Source organism: Acidobacteriota bacterium (assembly GCA_038040445.1).
GTDB classification, from domain to species: domain Bacteria; phylum Acidobacteriota; class Blastocatellia; order UBA7656; family UBA7656; genus Onstottus_A; species Onstottus_A frigus.
Window position 1 is genome coordinate 353,493 of sequence record JBBPIG010000001.1, and the last position, 16,091, is coordinate 369,583.

The 16,091-nt window shown below is 54.7% G+C and carries 15 protein-coding genes; 11 read left to right on the forward strand and 4 right to left on the reverse strand.

Going from position 1 to position 16,091, the window contains the following annotated elements; translation table 11 throughout:
• Positions 1-109: 109 nt before the first annotated feature.
• Positions 110-1,405 carry a hypothetical protein gene (locus AABO57_01515; protein MEK6284401.1) on the forward strand — a complete coding sequence of 432 codons (1,296 nt, stop codon included), beginning with the start codon at positions 110-112 and terminating at the stop codon, positions 1,403-1,405.
• 93 nt (positions 1,406-1,498) lie between these two features.
• Here AABO57_01515 and AABO57_01520 read toward each other — a convergent pair whose 3' ends face one another.
• On the reverse strand, positions 1,499-2,506 hold the full coding sequence (locus AABO57_01520) for an NADP-dependent oxidoreductase (GenBank protein ID MEK6284402.1): 1,008 nt from the start codon (positions 2,504-2,506) through the stop codon (positions 1,499-1,501).
• A 265-nt stretch (positions 2,507-2,771) separates the two neighbouring features.
• Here AABO57_01520 and AABO57_01525 point away from each other — a divergent pair, with 265 nt between their 5' ends.
• The 5 genes from AABO57_01525 to AABO57_01545 all read left to right on the forward strand — a co-directional run bounded on the left by AABO57_01525 (position 2,772) and on the right by AABO57_01545 (position 6,035).
• Positions 2,772-3,437 (forward strand): hypothetical protein, encoded by a 666-nt coding sequence (locus AABO57_01525; protein ID MEK6284403.1) that lies wholly within the window; start codon positions 2,772-2,774, stop codon positions 3,435-3,437.
• 21 nt (positions 3,438-3,458) lie between these two features.
• On the forward strand, positions 3,459-4,040 hold the full coding sequence (locus AABO57_01530; protein ID MEK6284404.1) for a DUF1697 domain-containing protein: 582 nt from the start codon (positions 3,459-3,461) through the stop codon (positions 4,038-4,040).
• Positions 4,037-4,477 carry a hypothetical protein gene (locus AABO57_01535; GenBank protein ID MEK6284405.1) on the forward strand — a complete coding sequence of 147 codons (441 nt, stop codon included), beginning with the start codon at positions 4,037-4,039 and terminating at the stop codon, positions 4,475-4,477. The genes AABO57_01530 and AABO57_01535 overlap by 4 nt, the downstream gene beginning before the upstream one ends.
• 56 nt (positions 4,478-4,533) lie before the next feature.
• Positions 4,534-5,496, forward strand: coding sequence for a DUF2235 domain-containing protein (locus AABO57_01540; protein MEK6284406.1), 963 nt, complete (start codon positions 4,534-4,536; stop codon positions 5,494-5,496).
• Between the two features lie 344 nt (positions 5,497-5,840).
• Entirely contained in the window at positions 5,841-6,035 is a 195-nt protein-coding gene (locus AABO57_01545; protein MEK6284407.1) for a DUF2834 domain-containing protein, read from the forward strand.
• Positions 6,036-6,229: 194 nt separating this feature from the next.
• Here AABO57_01545 and AABO57_01550 read toward each other — a convergent pair whose 3' ends face one another.
• Entirely contained in the window at positions 6,230-6,658 is a 429-nt protein-coding gene (locus AABO57_01550) for a DCC1-like thiol-disulfide oxidoreductase family protein (protein MEK6284408.1), read from the reverse strand.
• A gap of 361 nt (positions 6,659-7,019) precedes the next feature.
• On the opposite strand from AABO57_01550, the gene AABO57_01555 reads away from it, so the two are divergent.
• The gene (locus AABO57_01555) at positions 7,020-7,376 is read left to right on the forward strand and encodes a hypothetical protein (protein MEK6284409.1); all 357 of its coding nucleotides are present in this window, start codon (positions 7,020-7,022) and stop codon (positions 7,374-7,376) included.
• 183 nt (positions 7,377-7,559) lie between these two features.
• Complete coding sequence (locus tag AABO57_01560) at positions 7,560-9,626, forward strand: thioredoxin domain-containing protein (protein ID MEK6284410.1); 2,067 nt, start codon at positions 7,560-7,562, stop codon at positions 9,624-9,626.
• Positions 9,627-9,936: 310 nt separating this feature from the next.
• Here the strand turns inward: AABO57_01560 and AABO57_01565 are convergent, their stop codons facing one another.
• Positions 9,937-10,821: a glutaminyl-peptide cyclotransferase gene (locus tag AABO57_01565; GenBank protein ID MEK6284411.1), complete on the reverse strand. Its 885-nt coding sequence runs from the start codon at positions 10,819-10,821 to the stop codon at positions 9,937-9,939.
• 193 nt (positions 10,822-11,014) lie between these two features.
• On the opposite strand from AABO57_01565, the gene AABO57_01570 reads away from it, so the two are divergent.
• The gene (locus AABO57_01570) at positions 11,015-12,454 is read left to right on the forward strand and encodes a DUF5777 family beta-barrel protein (GenBank protein MEK6284412.1); all 1,440 of its coding nucleotides are present in this window, start codon (positions 11,015-11,017) and stop codon (positions 12,452-12,454) included.
• A 183-nt stretch (positions 12,455-12,637) separates the two neighbouring features.
• On the opposite strand, the gene mgtE is transcribed toward AABO57_01570, so the two are convergent.
• Positions 12,638-14,029, reverse strand: coding sequence for a magnesium transporter (gene mgtE / locus AABO57_01575; GenBank protein ID MEK6284413.1), 1,392 nt, complete (start codon positions 14,027-14,029; stop codon positions 12,638-12,640).
• Positions 14,030-14,277: 248 nt separating this feature from the next.
• Here mgtE and AABO57_01580 point away from each other — a divergent pair, with 248 nt between their 5' ends.
• Both AABO57_01580 and mqnE read left to right on the forward strand, forming a co-directional pair.
• On the forward strand, positions 14,278-14,727 hold the full coding sequence (locus AABO57_01580) for a hypothetical protein (protein MEK6284414.1): 450 nt from the start codon (positions 14,278-14,280) through the stop codon (positions 14,725-14,727).
• A gap of 185 nt (positions 14,728-14,912) precedes the next feature.
• Complete coding sequence (gene mqnE / locus AABO57_01585; protein MEK6284415.1) at positions 14,913-16,064, forward strand: aminofutalosine synthase MqnE; 1,152 nt, start codon at positions 14,913-14,915, stop codon at positions 16,062-16,064.
• Positions 16,065-16,091: the final 27 nt, after the last annotated feature.

Genomic DNA, 16,091 nt, shown 5'->3' on the forward strand with positions numbered 1-16,091 from the left:
TTTACGGGCAACTCCTGTCGAGGGCTAACGCATCTGGTGATGAGAAGTTCCAGTTGTTGAACATCTAACGGCGATCGATGTTTTAGTCCGGTTCACGCGGGAGGAGCAGATGAAGACCTGCCCAGTTTGCGCGCTTGATATGGAAGACACATATTTGTTTTGTCCGGATGACGGCTCGAGTCTTGGGACTCGCTCGAGCGGATCGTCTGAGAATGCGGCGATCGCCTCTGAAGTTCCCGCTGAGGTCCCCGCTGAGATCCATGCAGAGACTGCCGCGGCACTCGTGTTGTACTGCCCAACCTGTGCTTCTGAATACCCGCTCACTTTCTCCGAATGCCCCATGCACGGCGTGCCGCTGACAAAACACCACATACCCAGGCTCTCAAACAAAGAACGCGCCGCTACGGTTGAACTGCCATCAAAACAAACCGAAGCTACGCTCTCAAATCGGCTCACGCGTCTCAATCTGACGCGTCCGCAGATAGAAAAGCCGCATCGCGCGGCCCCAGTCGCGGCTGAAGTCGCGACCGGCACTCCCGTTCTTGAATTCGACTATCCACAACTCACGGCCGGCGGCAGCTCTGAGGAAAGCGATTCCGAATTGTTCTACCCTGAGTCGCTGACGGAGGTTCAAGAGCGAGGGTTCGAACGACCTGGCTTTCGAGTCGCCGCGATCGCAACCGTTCTCGCGCTGGCAGTGTTCGCGCTCGTGGCTATCTACGCGTTGGTTTCAAATCTGTCGAGGCGGCCGTCTCCAGCCGTCGTGCGAGTTGCCAGTGCGACCGAAGCAGCAGTCCAACCCTCGCCATTCATTCCCACGCCTCAAGAAGCGCAAGATTACAGGGACGAGCAGCCTTCACCGGTAGCTTCGACGCCACCGGCTGAGCAACCCCCCGAGCGAAAAAGCAACGAAGGTGTCTCCGCTTCAGCGACCGAGCGAAGCGCACGCAGCTCTACAGCCGCGCAACCTGGTCCAAAGCCGGGTGTAGTGACGCCGCCACAACCACCAGTGACGACCACGAAAGTCTCGACCTCGCCCATGCCTGCCCTACCTCGCGGAAGCTCCGGTGGATTTGATTCACGGTTGATCCGAGTGCGATCGAGGAAGACCCCTTCTGGATTTCGCTACGATCTGACGTTCAATATGCTAGAGCAAGCTAATCGCGCGGCTCAATGGCAGAGAGTGCTGATCGCCACTAGATCCGCAAGCGGCATGAGCCATTCTGAAGCTATCCCGTTTGTACACCGCTTGGGCGCGACGGGCGCGCTTACGTTTACAATCAGTGTCGAGCTAACCGGACGTTCGGAAGCCGATTGGCAGGGCCGCGTGGTGTGCACGACATTGGGTTGGGACAATAAGGGCGCGCCGCTTCAGGCAATCTTCGGCGCAAACCTCACACCCTGAGAGTTTCTGGTTTCTAGTTTCTCGTTGTGGCTCGGTGAAAGACAGTCCTCACCTCAGAAACCAAGAACCAGAAACCACAAACCAGAAACCTATTCATATCTTGATCACGAGTTTGCCCTGGTTGGAACCATCGAACAACTTGTTCACCGCGCGCGGTGCCTGGTCGAGGCCTTCAACGACATCCACGCGGTACTTGATCTTACCTTCCATCAACCAGCGCCCGAGTTGGGTCATCGCCTCCTGGGCGCGGTCCATGTAGTCGGTTACTAAGAAACCCTCGATTCGCGCGCGCCTTACGATCAGCATCGCGAGGTTGTACGGGCCCGGCACTCGCTCTGTCGCGTTGTATTGTGAGATCAATCCGCACAATGAAATACGCGCTCCGATATTTATCAGGGCCAGCACCGCATCCAGAATCTCGCCTCCGACGTTCTCGAAGTCGACATCGATGCCATTCGGACACTCCCGCTTCAGGGCCTCGAGCACGTTCCCTTTCTTGTAGTTGACGGCCGCGTCGAACCCCAGCTCTTCAGCAAGCCAGCGGCACTTCTCATCAGAGCCCGCGATCCCGACGACGCGGCACCCTACGATCTTTCCGATCTGTCCGGCCAGCGATCCGACGGCTCCGGCGGCCGCAGACACAACCAGCGTCTCGCCGGCTTTCGGCTTGCCAACGTCAAGCAACCCGTAGTAAGCCGTCAGCCCTATGTGACCGAACAATCCCATGTAAGCAGTCAATGGAACCGCGGGAATGTCAGGCAGCTTCGTGAGACCAAGCCCGTCCGTAACAGCGTAGTCCTGCCAGCCCAGCAAACCTGAAACGTGGTCGCCCGCTTTGAAGCCTGGATTGCGCGACTCTTCAACAACGCCGATCGCGCCGCCACGCATGACATCGCCGAGCTTGACGGCCGGCAGGTAAGTATCTACCTCATTCGCCCAACCGCGGTTGGTTGGATCGAGAGAGAGGTACTGGTTGTGAACGAGCAGCTCGCCCTCTTTCAACTCGGGCACCGGCGCCTCAGCAAAACTAAAATCGCTTTCCTTGAACTTACCCACGGGTCTCGCCGCGAGCCTCCATTGCCGATTCATTCGCTCAGTCATGGTTCCTCTCTTTGTGCGATGGGATTCTCTTTGAGCTTTCGTGACCTTGCTAAGAAATCTGTTCCCTTTTCAGAGCCAGCCCCGGATTCGATCTCGATACCGGCGCTTTGAAGCGCCAGCATAATAGCACGAACAACCGCGGCAGCCGAACGCGGCGATTCCAACCAAATGCAGTTACATCCTTACCACTGTTCAAATCCGCCGAAAGTCATTTATAATCCGCTGAATCGTGGAGCCGAGAGGTTTAACAGGGGAGGGAGAGATAATGAAAATCAAGATACTCGCACTCAGTCTGATGCTGGCGTTTCTTACTTCTGGCAACGCCGGAGTCGTTTCGGCGAAATCCAGGGTGATTGAGTTTGTAAAAAAGGACGGATCAAAGATCGCCACTATTCACGTGAATGCTCAGAGCCTTCTGTTCGAGTTCAATGACGGCTCAGATGCTGTCCTCTTCAGTGACGAAGCTTTTTTCACGATGAACAACAAAGATAAGACTTATCGTGTTCAAACCTATGCTGAGTTGCAGGCTAGCGCTAGCCGAAAGGCAGTCGAAATCGCACAATCACCGAAGGACGCCGACGCCGCGCAAGGCGGTGATCTCAAGTTGACCGAAGAGACCGACACGATATCGGGATTGAGAGTTCGCAAGCTCATTCAGACGAATAAGGGTGAAACCGAAGCCGAGTTCTGGGTGTCCAGCGAACTCCTTCCGCAGAGTGTGCGCGCATTTGGTGAGAAAATGAGGAGCATTTTTCCAAAGGACTATTGGACAAGTGGGCGTGCCAGAGGCTTGGTGGAAATAGTAACGTTGTTTGGTGTTCCGCTAAGGATGACTTACGGTCACGATACCTACCAGGCGCGAATCGTCGAAAGTTCGAGTTCTGACTCCTCGTTTCAAGTGCCCGCTGGCTATAGAAAACTCGACAACTGAAGTTGGCCAAGACAGGAATCAATGACCCGATACTTCGCATTCCTGCGGGCCATCAACGTTGGCGGCCACGTGGTCAAGATGGATCGCTTACGCCAGATCTTCGAGTCGCTCGCCTTCTCCAATGTTGAAACTTTCATTGCGAGCGGTAATGTAATCTTTGAATCGACATCTAAGAGTGTAAAGACCCTCGAGAAGAAAATCGAGAATGGGTTGCGCGAAGAACTTGGTTATGAAGTCGTCACGTTTATACGAACCGAACCTGAGTTAGTCGAGATCGCGAATTACCAGCCGTTCTCGCCATCCGATTTCGATGCGGCTGTGGCGTTCAACATTGTGTTCCTGAGCGAAACGCCGGACGAAAGATCCAAGCAAGGGCTGATGGCCCTGAGAACCCAAGTCGATGACCTGCATCTGCGTGGACGGGAGATCTACTGGTTGGGACGCACGAAGCAAAGCGAATCGACCATTTCCAATACTGTGTTTAGCAAGACTCTTGGTCAGCTGGCAACGGTTCGTGGAGCGAACACGGTAAAGAAGATGGCCGTAAAATATGCCGGGCTCAAAGGAATTGCCGCAACATCGCAGCGAAAGGAGAGGCCATGAGTGTAGTTGATGAACTGAAGTCGCAGATCACGGAAGGCCGGATCATATTCGATCCGCCTCCAAACAAGTTGAAGAAACAACTACTCGGGGAGAATGACGGAACAAAGGCTTCTGCATTGTTGCAGAAGCTAGTCCTCGAGGTCTCCAAATTACAGAAGATTCGCATAAGCTCGATTGTTCGCACCGAAGGGCATCACGGTGAGGGGCGTGCGTTCGATGTCGGCAACGAAGAGATAGCGGCGATGCTGCTGCCGGCTATCGCAACCGATGCGGAGGTTCTGGAGCTTAAGATCGATGAGATCATCTTTGACGCTACTGTAGCCGGCCAAGGTGATCGCAATCATTGGAACTACGACGTGGGTCAGAAGCACAACTACAACAGCGCAACGCTGGACCAGCATAAGAATCACATTCACTTTGCTGTGAAGGCCGGCTAAGAGCCTAAACAAAGCTGCTTTGATAACACTCGACAAAATCAAAGGAGGAATGGGTCATGACTAATATCGTTGTGTGCTGCGATGGAACCGGGAATTCGTACGGAGATCACAATACCAACGTTGTCGAAATGTATAAGACCGTTGTGCGCGATCAGGATCAAATAGCAAATTATGATCCAGGCGTCGGGACCTTCAGTGTTTTTGGCCGCATTCTGGGCAAGAAGATCGGAGTGCTTATCGGCAAGGCGTTTGGCTGGGGCCTCACGGAAAACATCGAAGATGCCTATTGTTATCTCATGGACAGGTACCAGCCGGGCGACAGAGTATTTCTGTTTGGTTTCAGCCGCGGTGCGTACACCGCGCGAGCCCTGGCGGGTATGCTTCACAAAGTTGGGCTGCTCCAAAAAGGCAGCGTCAACTTGATTCCTTATGCCAGCGATATATACAACACCCCCGACAATGATCGAAATGCAGCCGGATTCAAGGAAACCTACTGTCAAGAATGCAAACCTCATTTTATTGGCGTGTGGGATACCGTTGGCTCACTTGGCTGGGTATATAGCAAGAGGAAATTCTTTAATACCCGGCTTAACAAGGACGTGGCGCATGGCTACCAGGCAATTTCCATCGATGAAAAGCGAAAAAAATTTCCCATCACCCTTTGGGAAGAGGAGGATCTGCAGCCCGGTCAAAACGTCGCCCAGGTTTGGTTTGCGGGCGTGCATTCGGATGTTGGCGGGTGGTATGAGCAGCGCGGTCTGTCTGACATTGCTTTGATTTGGATGCTGGAAAATGCTCAACGAGAGGGATTGAGACTCAAGGATGGCTGGAAGGAGAAGCTAAAACCGGATCCTCTGAGTGAGATCCACGAGTCACGCACAGGGTTCTGGCGGGCATGGCGGCCAGCAATGCGGAAAATTCCAGAGGGCGCCAAGATCCATACGTCCGTTCTGAAGCGCATCGAAGCGGACAAAGGTTATAAACCGCGCCTGCCTAGTAACTATGCGGAAGGAAATTAGAAGTTTTAACAACCGACTCCAGCGCAGAGTCTCGACCCCTTGGCGGCTTGTTATTGTGAATCAGCTCTCTGGAAAGTAGCGACAATGACCGCTATAGACACGGTTCGCGCCATCGCACGATGGCATTCCCGTCATCCCTTTTCTTGCGACCTCAATTCACCGGGCTCTGGCGCCATCGCGATTTCACCAAGCTCTGGGCTGGGCAGACAGTCTCGATCTTCGGGACGGGATGCTCACGCGCATTGCGCTCCCGCTCACGGCGCTGCTCGCGCTCGATTCGAGCCCGCTGAACAGCTACGCGAGCAGGCCGGGGACAGTCCACGGTACATTCAGCAAAGGAGACGATGAGCGCCATGAAAACGACCCAGATTCTTTATTTCATACCTTGCGTCGCGGGGACGATTCTTCCTTATTCTCAGTTGTTTCGTTTCTTGCGAGAGCATGGGCTGGATACATCGCTTCCTTTCCAGCAGCTCTTCGCGAACAAGGTGTCGGGCTTTTTTGGCCAGGACCTGATTGTGTCTTCACTCGCGCTATAGGTCTTTGTTTAACTCGGAGGGAACCAGATTGAGAATGTGTCATCTCTGGATATATATATCGCCTCCAATCTTCTAGTAGGGTTTCTCTGGGCTTGCCGTTGTTTTTGCTGATACGTCAATCAAAGCTGGATCATTCAGTCGTTTCGACGAGCAGGTGACGATAGCATCTTCGAAACGGGGTTTGTTGTAGTTCGCTAGTCCAAGAAACGCGCGCGTACTTCCGGCGCCGGTAGCAGACAAGCATCATACTTCCCAAACCACCGGTACCGTCGCTTTGCGAACTGATCGTAAAGGTAATCTCGAACGGATCGCGGGATGATGTACCCGGCGAGAGCCAGTTTCCAAGGCCCACCCAAATACCGAGCCACATGCAGCGCCGAATCGGATCGCACGAACACTTGCTCCAGGTTCGCGAAGTCGAGGGGCTCTACGAACACAAGCGAATCTATGCCTTTCAATTCCGGATGGCGGGTCAGTATCGACTTGGCGTAATCGCTCTGCAATGCGGCAAAGAACATGGTCTTCCGCTTATCGTAGCGAAGGATGCGCTGAACACCCTTGCTGCAGAAGCCGCACAGCCCATCATAGAGCAACACAGGATGAGAGGTGTTTGTCTCCGCCATGATCTGTGCGCCTGCCGCGCTATGAACCGCAGTCGATACCCTCCGCTCGTTCCAGTTTAAGAGCATCAATGAATACAGCATGGGTCCTTTGAAGCTGCTGTGCAAGTGACGTCTGGCCGTCGAAGCGAAGTCCGAATGAGTTCTTTCAAAGCGAGACCGGTCAACCGATTCAGGATACACTTGCCTGTCGTCGACAGTGCAATTGCCAAACTCGATAACTCGCCGTATCGTATCGCCTCAGTGAGGTAATCAAATGTATTGTTCATCCTGCGGTACCGCAGTGTCGTCGAGCTTGAGCTATTGCAATCGTTGTGGGGCCGAATTGAATGCGAAGGACCGCAGCCCGAGCATAGCGTCCGAGATGGCACACGAATCTCTCGTGTGGGCCCTCGTATCTGTCACCGTCGTCGGTATCGGGGCGGTCATCGGTCTGATGGCGGTGATGAAGGAAGTGGTTCACTTCAACAACGGGCTGATCATCGCTTTCTCGCTTCTGACTTTCCTGGCTTTCCTGGGAGTCGATAGTGTGATTATCTGGCTGTTGTTGCGCCCAATGCGCGAAGCTAAAAAAGCATATCCCATCCCTCAACAGACGGAACTCACCACTAATGAACTAGCTGAATCGAAGCCGCGTGTCCTGCCGGAGCCTTCGTTCAGCGTCACCGACCACACGACGCACACGTTAGAGCCGGCCGACAGGAAGCAGCAAGCGGAATAAAAGGCAGCGCAGACGCAACCCCCACTTGAGTCGCGCCAATGCAATCTTGCTCCTCCATATCCAGCCCACTTGAATACGAACTACCGCCTCAATCGCGTTCGCCAATTGGCTCTCTACTGGTAAATCAATAATTCAGCCAGTATAGTTCAATTCAAGTGGACCCCATCGCGCGCGAGGACATCAATGACCAGCGAACGGCACACAAACAAACTGATCGACGAGACTAGTCCGTACCTTCTTCAACACGCGCACAATCCAGTCGAGTGGTATCCTTGGGGGCCTGAAGCTCTCGCACGCTCGCGCTCGGAAGACAAACCAATTCTTCTTTCAATCGGCTATTCCGCTTGCCATTGGTGCCATGTGATGGAGCACGAGTCGTTCGAGAACGAAGACATCGCCAGGCTGATGAACGAGAATTTCGTCTGCATAAAAGTAGACCGCGAAGAGCGTCCCGATCTCGACTCAATATACATGAATGCCGTTCAGATGATGACCGGCCACGGCGGATGGCCGATGACCGTCTTTCTCACCCCCGATCTGAAACCGTTCTACGGCGGCACCTATTATCCGCCAACAGACAGCCGCGGCATGCCCGGATTTCCGCGAGTGCTAACTTCGATCACCGACTCTTACACGAACCGCAGAGCGGACATATTGGCAAGCGCGGACGCGATCACCGCTGAGTTGAAAAAGAGCGATCGATTCATCGCATCAAACGAAATGCTGACGACCGAAGTATTGAACCAGGCGTTCTCTGGTCTGGCCGGCAGCTTCGACAACAAGCATGGTGGCTTCGGTAGCGCGCCTAAGTTCCCCCCTTCGATGACGCTGATGTCGTTGCTGCGTCATCACAAGCGCACGCACTCGCCGGAGGCTTTGAACATGGTCGAGACGACACTTCAGAAGATGGCCGGCGGCGGAATGTACGATCATCTCGGGGGCGGGTTCGCGCGGTATTCGGTCGATGCTCGGTGGCTGGTTCCTCACTTTGAAAAGATGCTCTATGACAACGCGCTACTGACTCGGATCTACCTGTATGCATATCAGGAAACGAAGAATCCGGTTTACCGGCGAATCGCGGAAGAGACGCTCGAATACATCATTCGCGATATGACCGACCGCAGCGGCGGGTTCTATTCGTCGGAGGACGCCGACAGCGAAGGCGAAGAAGGAAAGTTCTATGTTTGGACCAGGGGCGAAGTGCTGAGCATTCTCGGCGGAGAGGACGGTGAGATCTTCTGCGACTTTTTCGACGTGACCAAGGAGGGCAACTTTGAACACGGCAACTCTATTCTCAACACGCCTCGTTTGCTTGAAGAGTTCGCCGTGGAAAAAGGCGGAAGCGTCGAGGAGATCAGCAGGATAATCAACGCGTGCAAGCGAAAGCTCTTCTATGCGCGTGAACAGCGAGTGAGGCCGGGGCGCGATGACAAGACGCTTGCTGCGTGGAACGGGCTTATGCTGACGGCGTTCGCTGAAGCCGCGAACATCCTGGGGCGCGACGACTATCGAGAGGTCGCGGTGCGCAACGCGGAGTTCCTCACAACGCAGTTGATGAAGGACGGGCGATTGTTGCGCACTTACAAAGCGGGTCAGGCGAAACTGAACGGCTACCTCGAGGACTACGCGTACGTGATCGAGGGTCTGCTCGCGGTTTACGAAGCGACTTTTGAGATGAGATTCTTCACGCCAGCTCGCCAGCTCGCGGACACTATGATAGCCCGGTTCTGGGATGAGCAAGACGGGGGGTTCTACTTCACATCGTCGGATCACGAAGAGCTGATTACGCGCACGAAGGACTACTTTGACAACGCGACGCCCTCGGGGAATTCGGTTTCCGCGATCGCGCTTCTAAAACTGGGACTCCTCACTCAAGGTCAGGAATACTCGCGATGCGCCGTAACGATTCTGCGGGCGATGCGTCCGGCAATGAGCCGCTACCCGAGCGCGTTCGGGTACATGCTGGGCGCGCTCGATTTCTATCTCTCGGAGCCTAAGGAAATCGCAATCGCCGGCAAACTTGATTCGCACGAAGTCAGATCATTCGTCGAAGAAATCCATTCTCGCTATCTGCCTAACAAGGTTGTCGCGGCGTGCGAGCCTGACGCCGAGGGCGCCGCGTCGGAGATTCAGTTGTTGATGGGAAGAACTGCAATTGACGGCAAGGCTACGGCATACGTATGCCGCAACTACACGTGCCTCAAGCCGGCTACAACCGTCGAAGAACTCGCTGCGCGACTGGAAGAATAATTCAGCCCAGGCGTTCACGCTCGCGGTCGGTTTTCAATAGCCCAGGCGTTCACGCCTGGGTCACGCGTGCCGCCCGACCAGATAGCCCGGTTCACCGGGCTTTGGTTTGGCCTTCAGGCAATTGTTCAACTCAGGATTCGAAATTCAAAAGCTAAAGCGGCTTGGAAAGCCCCGTGAACGGGGCTAACCTGACCATCCCCACACGCAACCCAGGCGTGAACGCCTGGGCTAATGGAAAAATCGCGGTCGGTGGCGTTCAGGTTCAAGCAGTGTCGAAACGTCTCGGCTATCGGAACCCCCCAGCAATCATTCACTTGACTCTTATCTCGAAGATTCGCGGCCAGAGCTTCCCGGTCACGAAGATTCGCTTCTGCTCGGCGTCGTAGGCTATCCCGTTCAGTACATCCTCGGTTCCCTTCCTGTCGGAAGGCGCGAGAATCCCTTTCAGATTCAAGAATGATGTGACCTGTCCCGTCGAAGGGTCGATGCGCAAGACTAGATCACTCTGCCACACGTTCGCCCATATCTCGCCGTCGATGAATTCCAGTTCGTTCAACTCGTGAATCGGTTGACCGTTCATCTTCACAGCAAGCGTTTTGACCGGCTTGAATGTTTGAGGGTCAAAATAAAACAGGTCGCTGCTGCCATCACTTAAGATCAAGTTCTTGCCGTCGTAAGTAAGTCCCCAGCCCTCCGTGTCGTAGTTGAATTCCTGAAGCAGCCGGAAGGTCTCGACGTCATATACAAGCCCGCGATGCGCAGTCCAGGTAAGCTGGATCAATCGGCCATCAACCAGCGCCAGCCCTTCGCCAAACAGTTGCGGAGGAAGGCTGGTTTCTTTCAGGACTCTGCCAGATGGAAACTCCAAACGCCGCAGCTTTGATTGACCGTACAAGCCGGTGCTTTCATAGAAACCACCGTCCCTCCACAAGAGACCCTGCGTGAACGAGGCCGGATCGTGAGGATAGCCGTTGATGACTTCGTAAGACTGCTGCCGCGCTCGTCCGTCCGAAACAGGTGGTGTATTGCCCGCCGCGCCGTTGGACCGGCCCGCCGGGCTCGAGCGCATGAATGCGAGTATAAGGAGCCCGGCGCCGACTGCTACAACCAGGACTGCCGCGGCGATCACAACGCCAGATGGCCTTCGTTTGGAACTCGGCATCTCGCGTGGGGTCTTTGCCGGCTCTCTCGCCATGGATCTTTTTCTCCTGGTGCGAAGGGGAAACCGATTATACGCTCGCACGTCCGAAAGTCATGACATATCCTTTCGCTTCTCCCAATCAACCGGCGTTGGAAAACGCATAAACCCAGTCTATACTCGCCACGGCGGCGTCTAACATAGTTCAGACCGAACCACTATTACCATTCTGTCGAGGAGTCCCAAAAGAATGAAAACGATGAGAAGCGCCTCTGGAATCACCGCACCACTCCTGGTCATATTCTTCACAGCAGTGTGCGCGGCTGGACCTCTAACCGATCGGCCGCAGCCCCGCGAAATCAAAATCACCGCGCGCGGATTCGACTTCAGCCCGAAGACCATCCACGTGAACAAGGGCGAACACATCAAACTCGTCGTCACCTCCGAGGATGTCGATCACGCGTTCGCGATCAAAGAATTTGACATCGATCAGGAAATCAAGGCACGGCAGACGAAGGTGATCGAGTTGACTCCAAACAAGGTGGGCCGATATCACCTCTCCTGTACGGCTTTTCGCGAAGACGGCCGTCCCGAGATGGCCGGTGAGTTGGTCGTGACAGGATCATCCGAGGAGGCGCCTTCAAAGATGAAGGTGACATTCGACTCGAACGCTCGAGGGGTGGTGATAGTCGAATCCGCAGGCGAGCGCTTGAGGATTGATACCTCAAACAAAACCGTCGAGCGGATCTCCGAGCCTGTTGCGGCGCAGGCGCAGAAGCCGAAAGAACCAACCCAGCCGGCCCAAACCAAGGAGCGCGAGAGCAGCAAGGCATACGAGCCGTACGATTACCACATCGTAAACATCCCGACGCCGAAAGCGGTGCGGCGACACAGCCTTAACATGCATTTCACCCACCGGTTTCAAGAGATGATCACGCCGTTTGACTTGGAGGATGCCGATGAGCACATAGCGCGAATCTCCAAGGATCTGCTGGGGCTGGATAGCTCTGCGGTCTCGTCATTCGGGTTCACGTACGGGATAACTGACCGGCTGTACGCCAATGTCTACCGCTCACCGATCTGTGAGCCCGGACTTTGCAAGACAATCGAACTCGGTCTCGGATATCACCTTCTCGACGAAGCCGGCCGTTCTCCCATTGCGTTGTCGGCCTACACGAGCATTGAGGGCGATTACAATTTTACCGAGCGATACACTTATAACTTTCAGGCGATGATCGGCCGGAGCCTCACGAAGTATCTCAATTTGTTTTTCTCGCCGGCCGCCCACATCAATGCTAACGGCAGCGATCGATTCAAGGAATTCTTATCGTCCCAGCCGCTGGCCGCGAAGCTCAGACTCGGCCAGCATACCGGGTCGTTCGGGTTTGGAATGAACGCGCGAATCCGGCCCACGACCTCTCTGCTCTTCGAGTACACGCCGCGGGTCGGCTTTAAGTTGGGGCGGATAACTCCGAACTTCGATCCGAACATCGGACAGGTCACCGGATTCAAGAACGAGTCCGAAGCCGCAATCGCATTCGGAATCGAAAAGCGAATCGGACGTCACGTCTTCTCTCTCACGTTCTCAAACACTCAAACGACTACAACGGCGCGGTACAACTCGAGCAATCAGGCTCTGCCGCCAAGCAAGTTCAGCATCGGGTTCAATCTATTCAGGCGGCTCCTTTGACACGGCGTTGATGATGGTTCCCACAGGCAGGCGAGCAGTGGCCATAGGGTCTCTTCAACTCACGGCTGGTTGTGCTTTAGCCAGGGTGTTTGCTCGCCTTTGAGCCTCGCGATTACCTCCCGAGCGCCAAGAGATTGCTTAATGACATCATTGGAGGTCAAGCGCCGCGCCGAGAATCCCATTTCATCCGGGGTTGAGTATCTTCAGGTTCAGCAGTAACGTGGCAATGCCGAGGAACGAGAAGAAGCCCGCCACATCTGTACATGTGGTCACGAAAACCGATGAGGCCACCGCAGGGTCAACATTCAATCGTCTAAGCAAGACGGGGAGAAGCGTGCCGGCTATTCCCGCAACGACCATGTTGATTATCATCGCCGCGGCTATGATCACGCCGAGCCACACGCTGTGATAGAACGCAGCAACCACCGCCGCACAGACCAGCCCGTTTATTAACCCGTTGCCTAAGCCCACGATTGCCTGCTTGAGAGTAACTCGCGTTGTGTTGACAAGCTCGTGCAGGGCCATCCCCCGAATGATGACGGTCACCGTTTGAGTGGCAGCGTTGCCGCCCATTCCTGCCACAATCGGCATAAGGGTCGCAAGTTGAGGCAATTGTTTTATTGAACCCTCAAAGCGGGACACGACATAGGAGGCAAGGAAAGCAGTGGCGAGATTCACCAATAGCCACGGCGCTCGCAAGCGGAGCGAGCGCTGGGGGCGCGTATCTACTCGTTCTTCAGCCGAGACCCCAGCAAGCGCGAGCAAGTCTTCTTCAGCTTCCTCCTGTAGAACGTCTATGACGTCGTCTACGGTAACAATCCCAACTAACTTGTCTTCATCATCCACAATGGGAACGGCGAGCAGATTGTATTCAGCCACCAACCTCGCTACTTTCTCCTGATCAGCACTCGCCTTCGCACTGATCACATCCTGAACCATTATTCGCTTCAACTGAGTTGCCGGATGAGTAGTCAGCAACTTCCTCAAGCTGACGACCCCAACGAGGTAATCTCGTTTGTCGACTACAAAGACGTAGAAGACCATCTCGAACTCTTCAGAACGTTTCTGAAGGGCCGCTACCGCCTCGGCTATAGTCACGTCCTCGTCAAGAGCGAAGTAGTTGCGCGTCATTATGCGGCCGGCGGTCCGCTCTTCGTGTTCCAACAACTCGCGAACATCGGCGGCCGGTTCCGCTTCCATCAACGCCAGGACCTGAGCGGCTAAAGGGTCGCGCAAGCGTGAGGCGAGATTGGTTGCATCATCAGCCGGCATCTCGCTCAAGTACGCGGCAATTTGCCCCGGTTTGAGCTGCTCGAGCAGTGGAAGACTATCGCTCAGTGACATTTCACTGATCACATTAGCGATGTGCTGCACGTCGCTTTCGTCGAGCAGAATCTTAAATGCCTGCGCGCGTTCCGAACCCTTCAATGCGGACAACAGCCGCGCAACCTCGACCGGATACGCTTTGGTGAGTATGCGCGCCACTCGCAAGCGGGCGCCTCGATGCAGTAGTTTTCGAACTACCGGCACCGTTATTGCGGAGTGCAGCGCTGGTTTGCTACGTGTTTCCATCATAGGTCACCGTCCAATGTGTATGGATTTGCTCTAAAGGCTAGAGCACTGCCGGTATACAACTCCCCGGAACACAGTAACGAGTTTGCGGCCAGGAAAAGCTCTTCATCATATTGCACAGCCGTTCAGTCCGCAACGATTTACTTAGCGGCGTTGAGACAAAACCCGCTTGAATCACTCCTCAAGCCGAACCTCACCACTTGATTTGACGTAATGAAATTACGACAATGAAGGTAAGGAGGTATTGGGAAATGGCAGAACAGAGAAATTCGTCAGGTGATGTAGTCATCGAAGAGAAGTCCCCCGACTACGACGATATCGTGGTCACCAACATTCAAAACGATGAAACCCGCCCGAAGTCGGGCTTTGACGAGATAGCTTCGTCAGTCAAAGAGGTGGCTCAGAAAACAGGTGAGGCCTTCAACAAAGCTACCGAGTCAATAGGCAAGGCAATCGATTCGGCACTCGCCGCCAGGGATCATGTCGTGATGGTACGCGTCAACGATGACTCATTGAAGAGCCTTGACGCGCTGGTTCAGACAGGAATCTTCAAGAGCAGATCGGAGGCAGCCGCCTTCTTGATCAGCGAAGGGGTAAAAGCTCAAGCCGCCTTGTTTGAGCGCATCTCTGAACGCATCCTAGAGATCGATCGGTTGCGCGCCGAACTCAAAGACATCGTAAAGCCGGCAGACAATCCATAACCCGGTGGTCAATCGATCGGCTGTGCCCTCAACTGACCAGATCGATGACGTCCACGAGGAACCTCGCAAGCGCGCCCGAGAGGGCGCGCTTTTCTTTTGGGCCGCGAGCAAAGTTTGGTGACGCCTCACATTATTTGTATAATCTCAGCGGCACGATTGAAGTGACATCAGCGATGGAGGCATTAATGCGCGAGACTTCCCTGCCTACGGAATTGAACGGGATAGCCGAGAAAGTAGAAAGCCGCGAGCGTTTGTCATTCGAGGACGGAATGACGCTGTTCCGAAGTGACGACTTACTGGCGGTCGGGTCGCTTGCGAATCAAGTGCGGGAGCGAATCAACGGCGACCTCACCTACTACAATGTGAACCGTCACATGAACTATACCAACGTCTGCATCTCTGATTGCGCCTTTTGCGGCTTCTATAGGCGAGTGCGCCATCCCGAGGCATACGAGTGGTCGGTTGAAGAGTGCGTGGAGATTGCTCGGAAGGCTTACGAGGAGGGGGCGCGCGAACTTCATATCGTTGGGGGCCTACACCCCAGGCTGCAATTCGATTACTACGCATCGTTGCTCAGCGAGCTCAAGCGACAATTTCCAGACCTGCATCTAAAGGCCTTCACTATGGTCGAACTGGATCACTTGACGCGAGTCTGCAGGATGAGCGATGAAGAGGTTATTGAAGGGCTGATAGCTGCCGGCCTGGATAGTTGCCCGGGCGGCGGCGCCGAGATTTTCCGCGACCCAACCCGCAGTCGCATCTGCGCGCACAAGACCTCGGGAGAAAGATGGCTTGAGCTGGCTGAGAAGGTCCACCGCCACGGAATCCACACTAACGCCACGATGCTGTATGGGCACGTCGAATCCTACGAAGACCGTGTGGACCATTTGGTGAAGCTACGCGAGCTGCAAGACAAGACTGACGGGTTTATGTGTTTCATCCCTCTCGCATTTCATCCGAAAGGCACGGATCTTTCGCATCTCCCCGGCCCCAGTGGTATTGACAGCCTCAAGACAATTGCCGTCTCGAGATTGATGCTCGACAACATCGCGCACATAAAAGCCTATTGGGTAATGCTTGGCAAGAACCTGGCGCAAATAGCGCTGCGTTTTGGCGCTGACGATCTCGACGGCACCATCAACGATGGAGGCTCGCTGATGGAATCGTACCTGGCGGAGGGAAACGAAAACCAGTTGACCAAACTCGGCATGGAAGAGATGGTGCGCGGCGCCGGGCGCAGACCGGTAGAGCGAGACACTCTTTACAATCCAATCCAAAGCTCTGATGCCTCACCCAGAATCGCAAAGCCGCGATCTACGCTTAATGTTTTGGGTTAAAGATTCGAGCTTCGGTGTCGGCCGGCC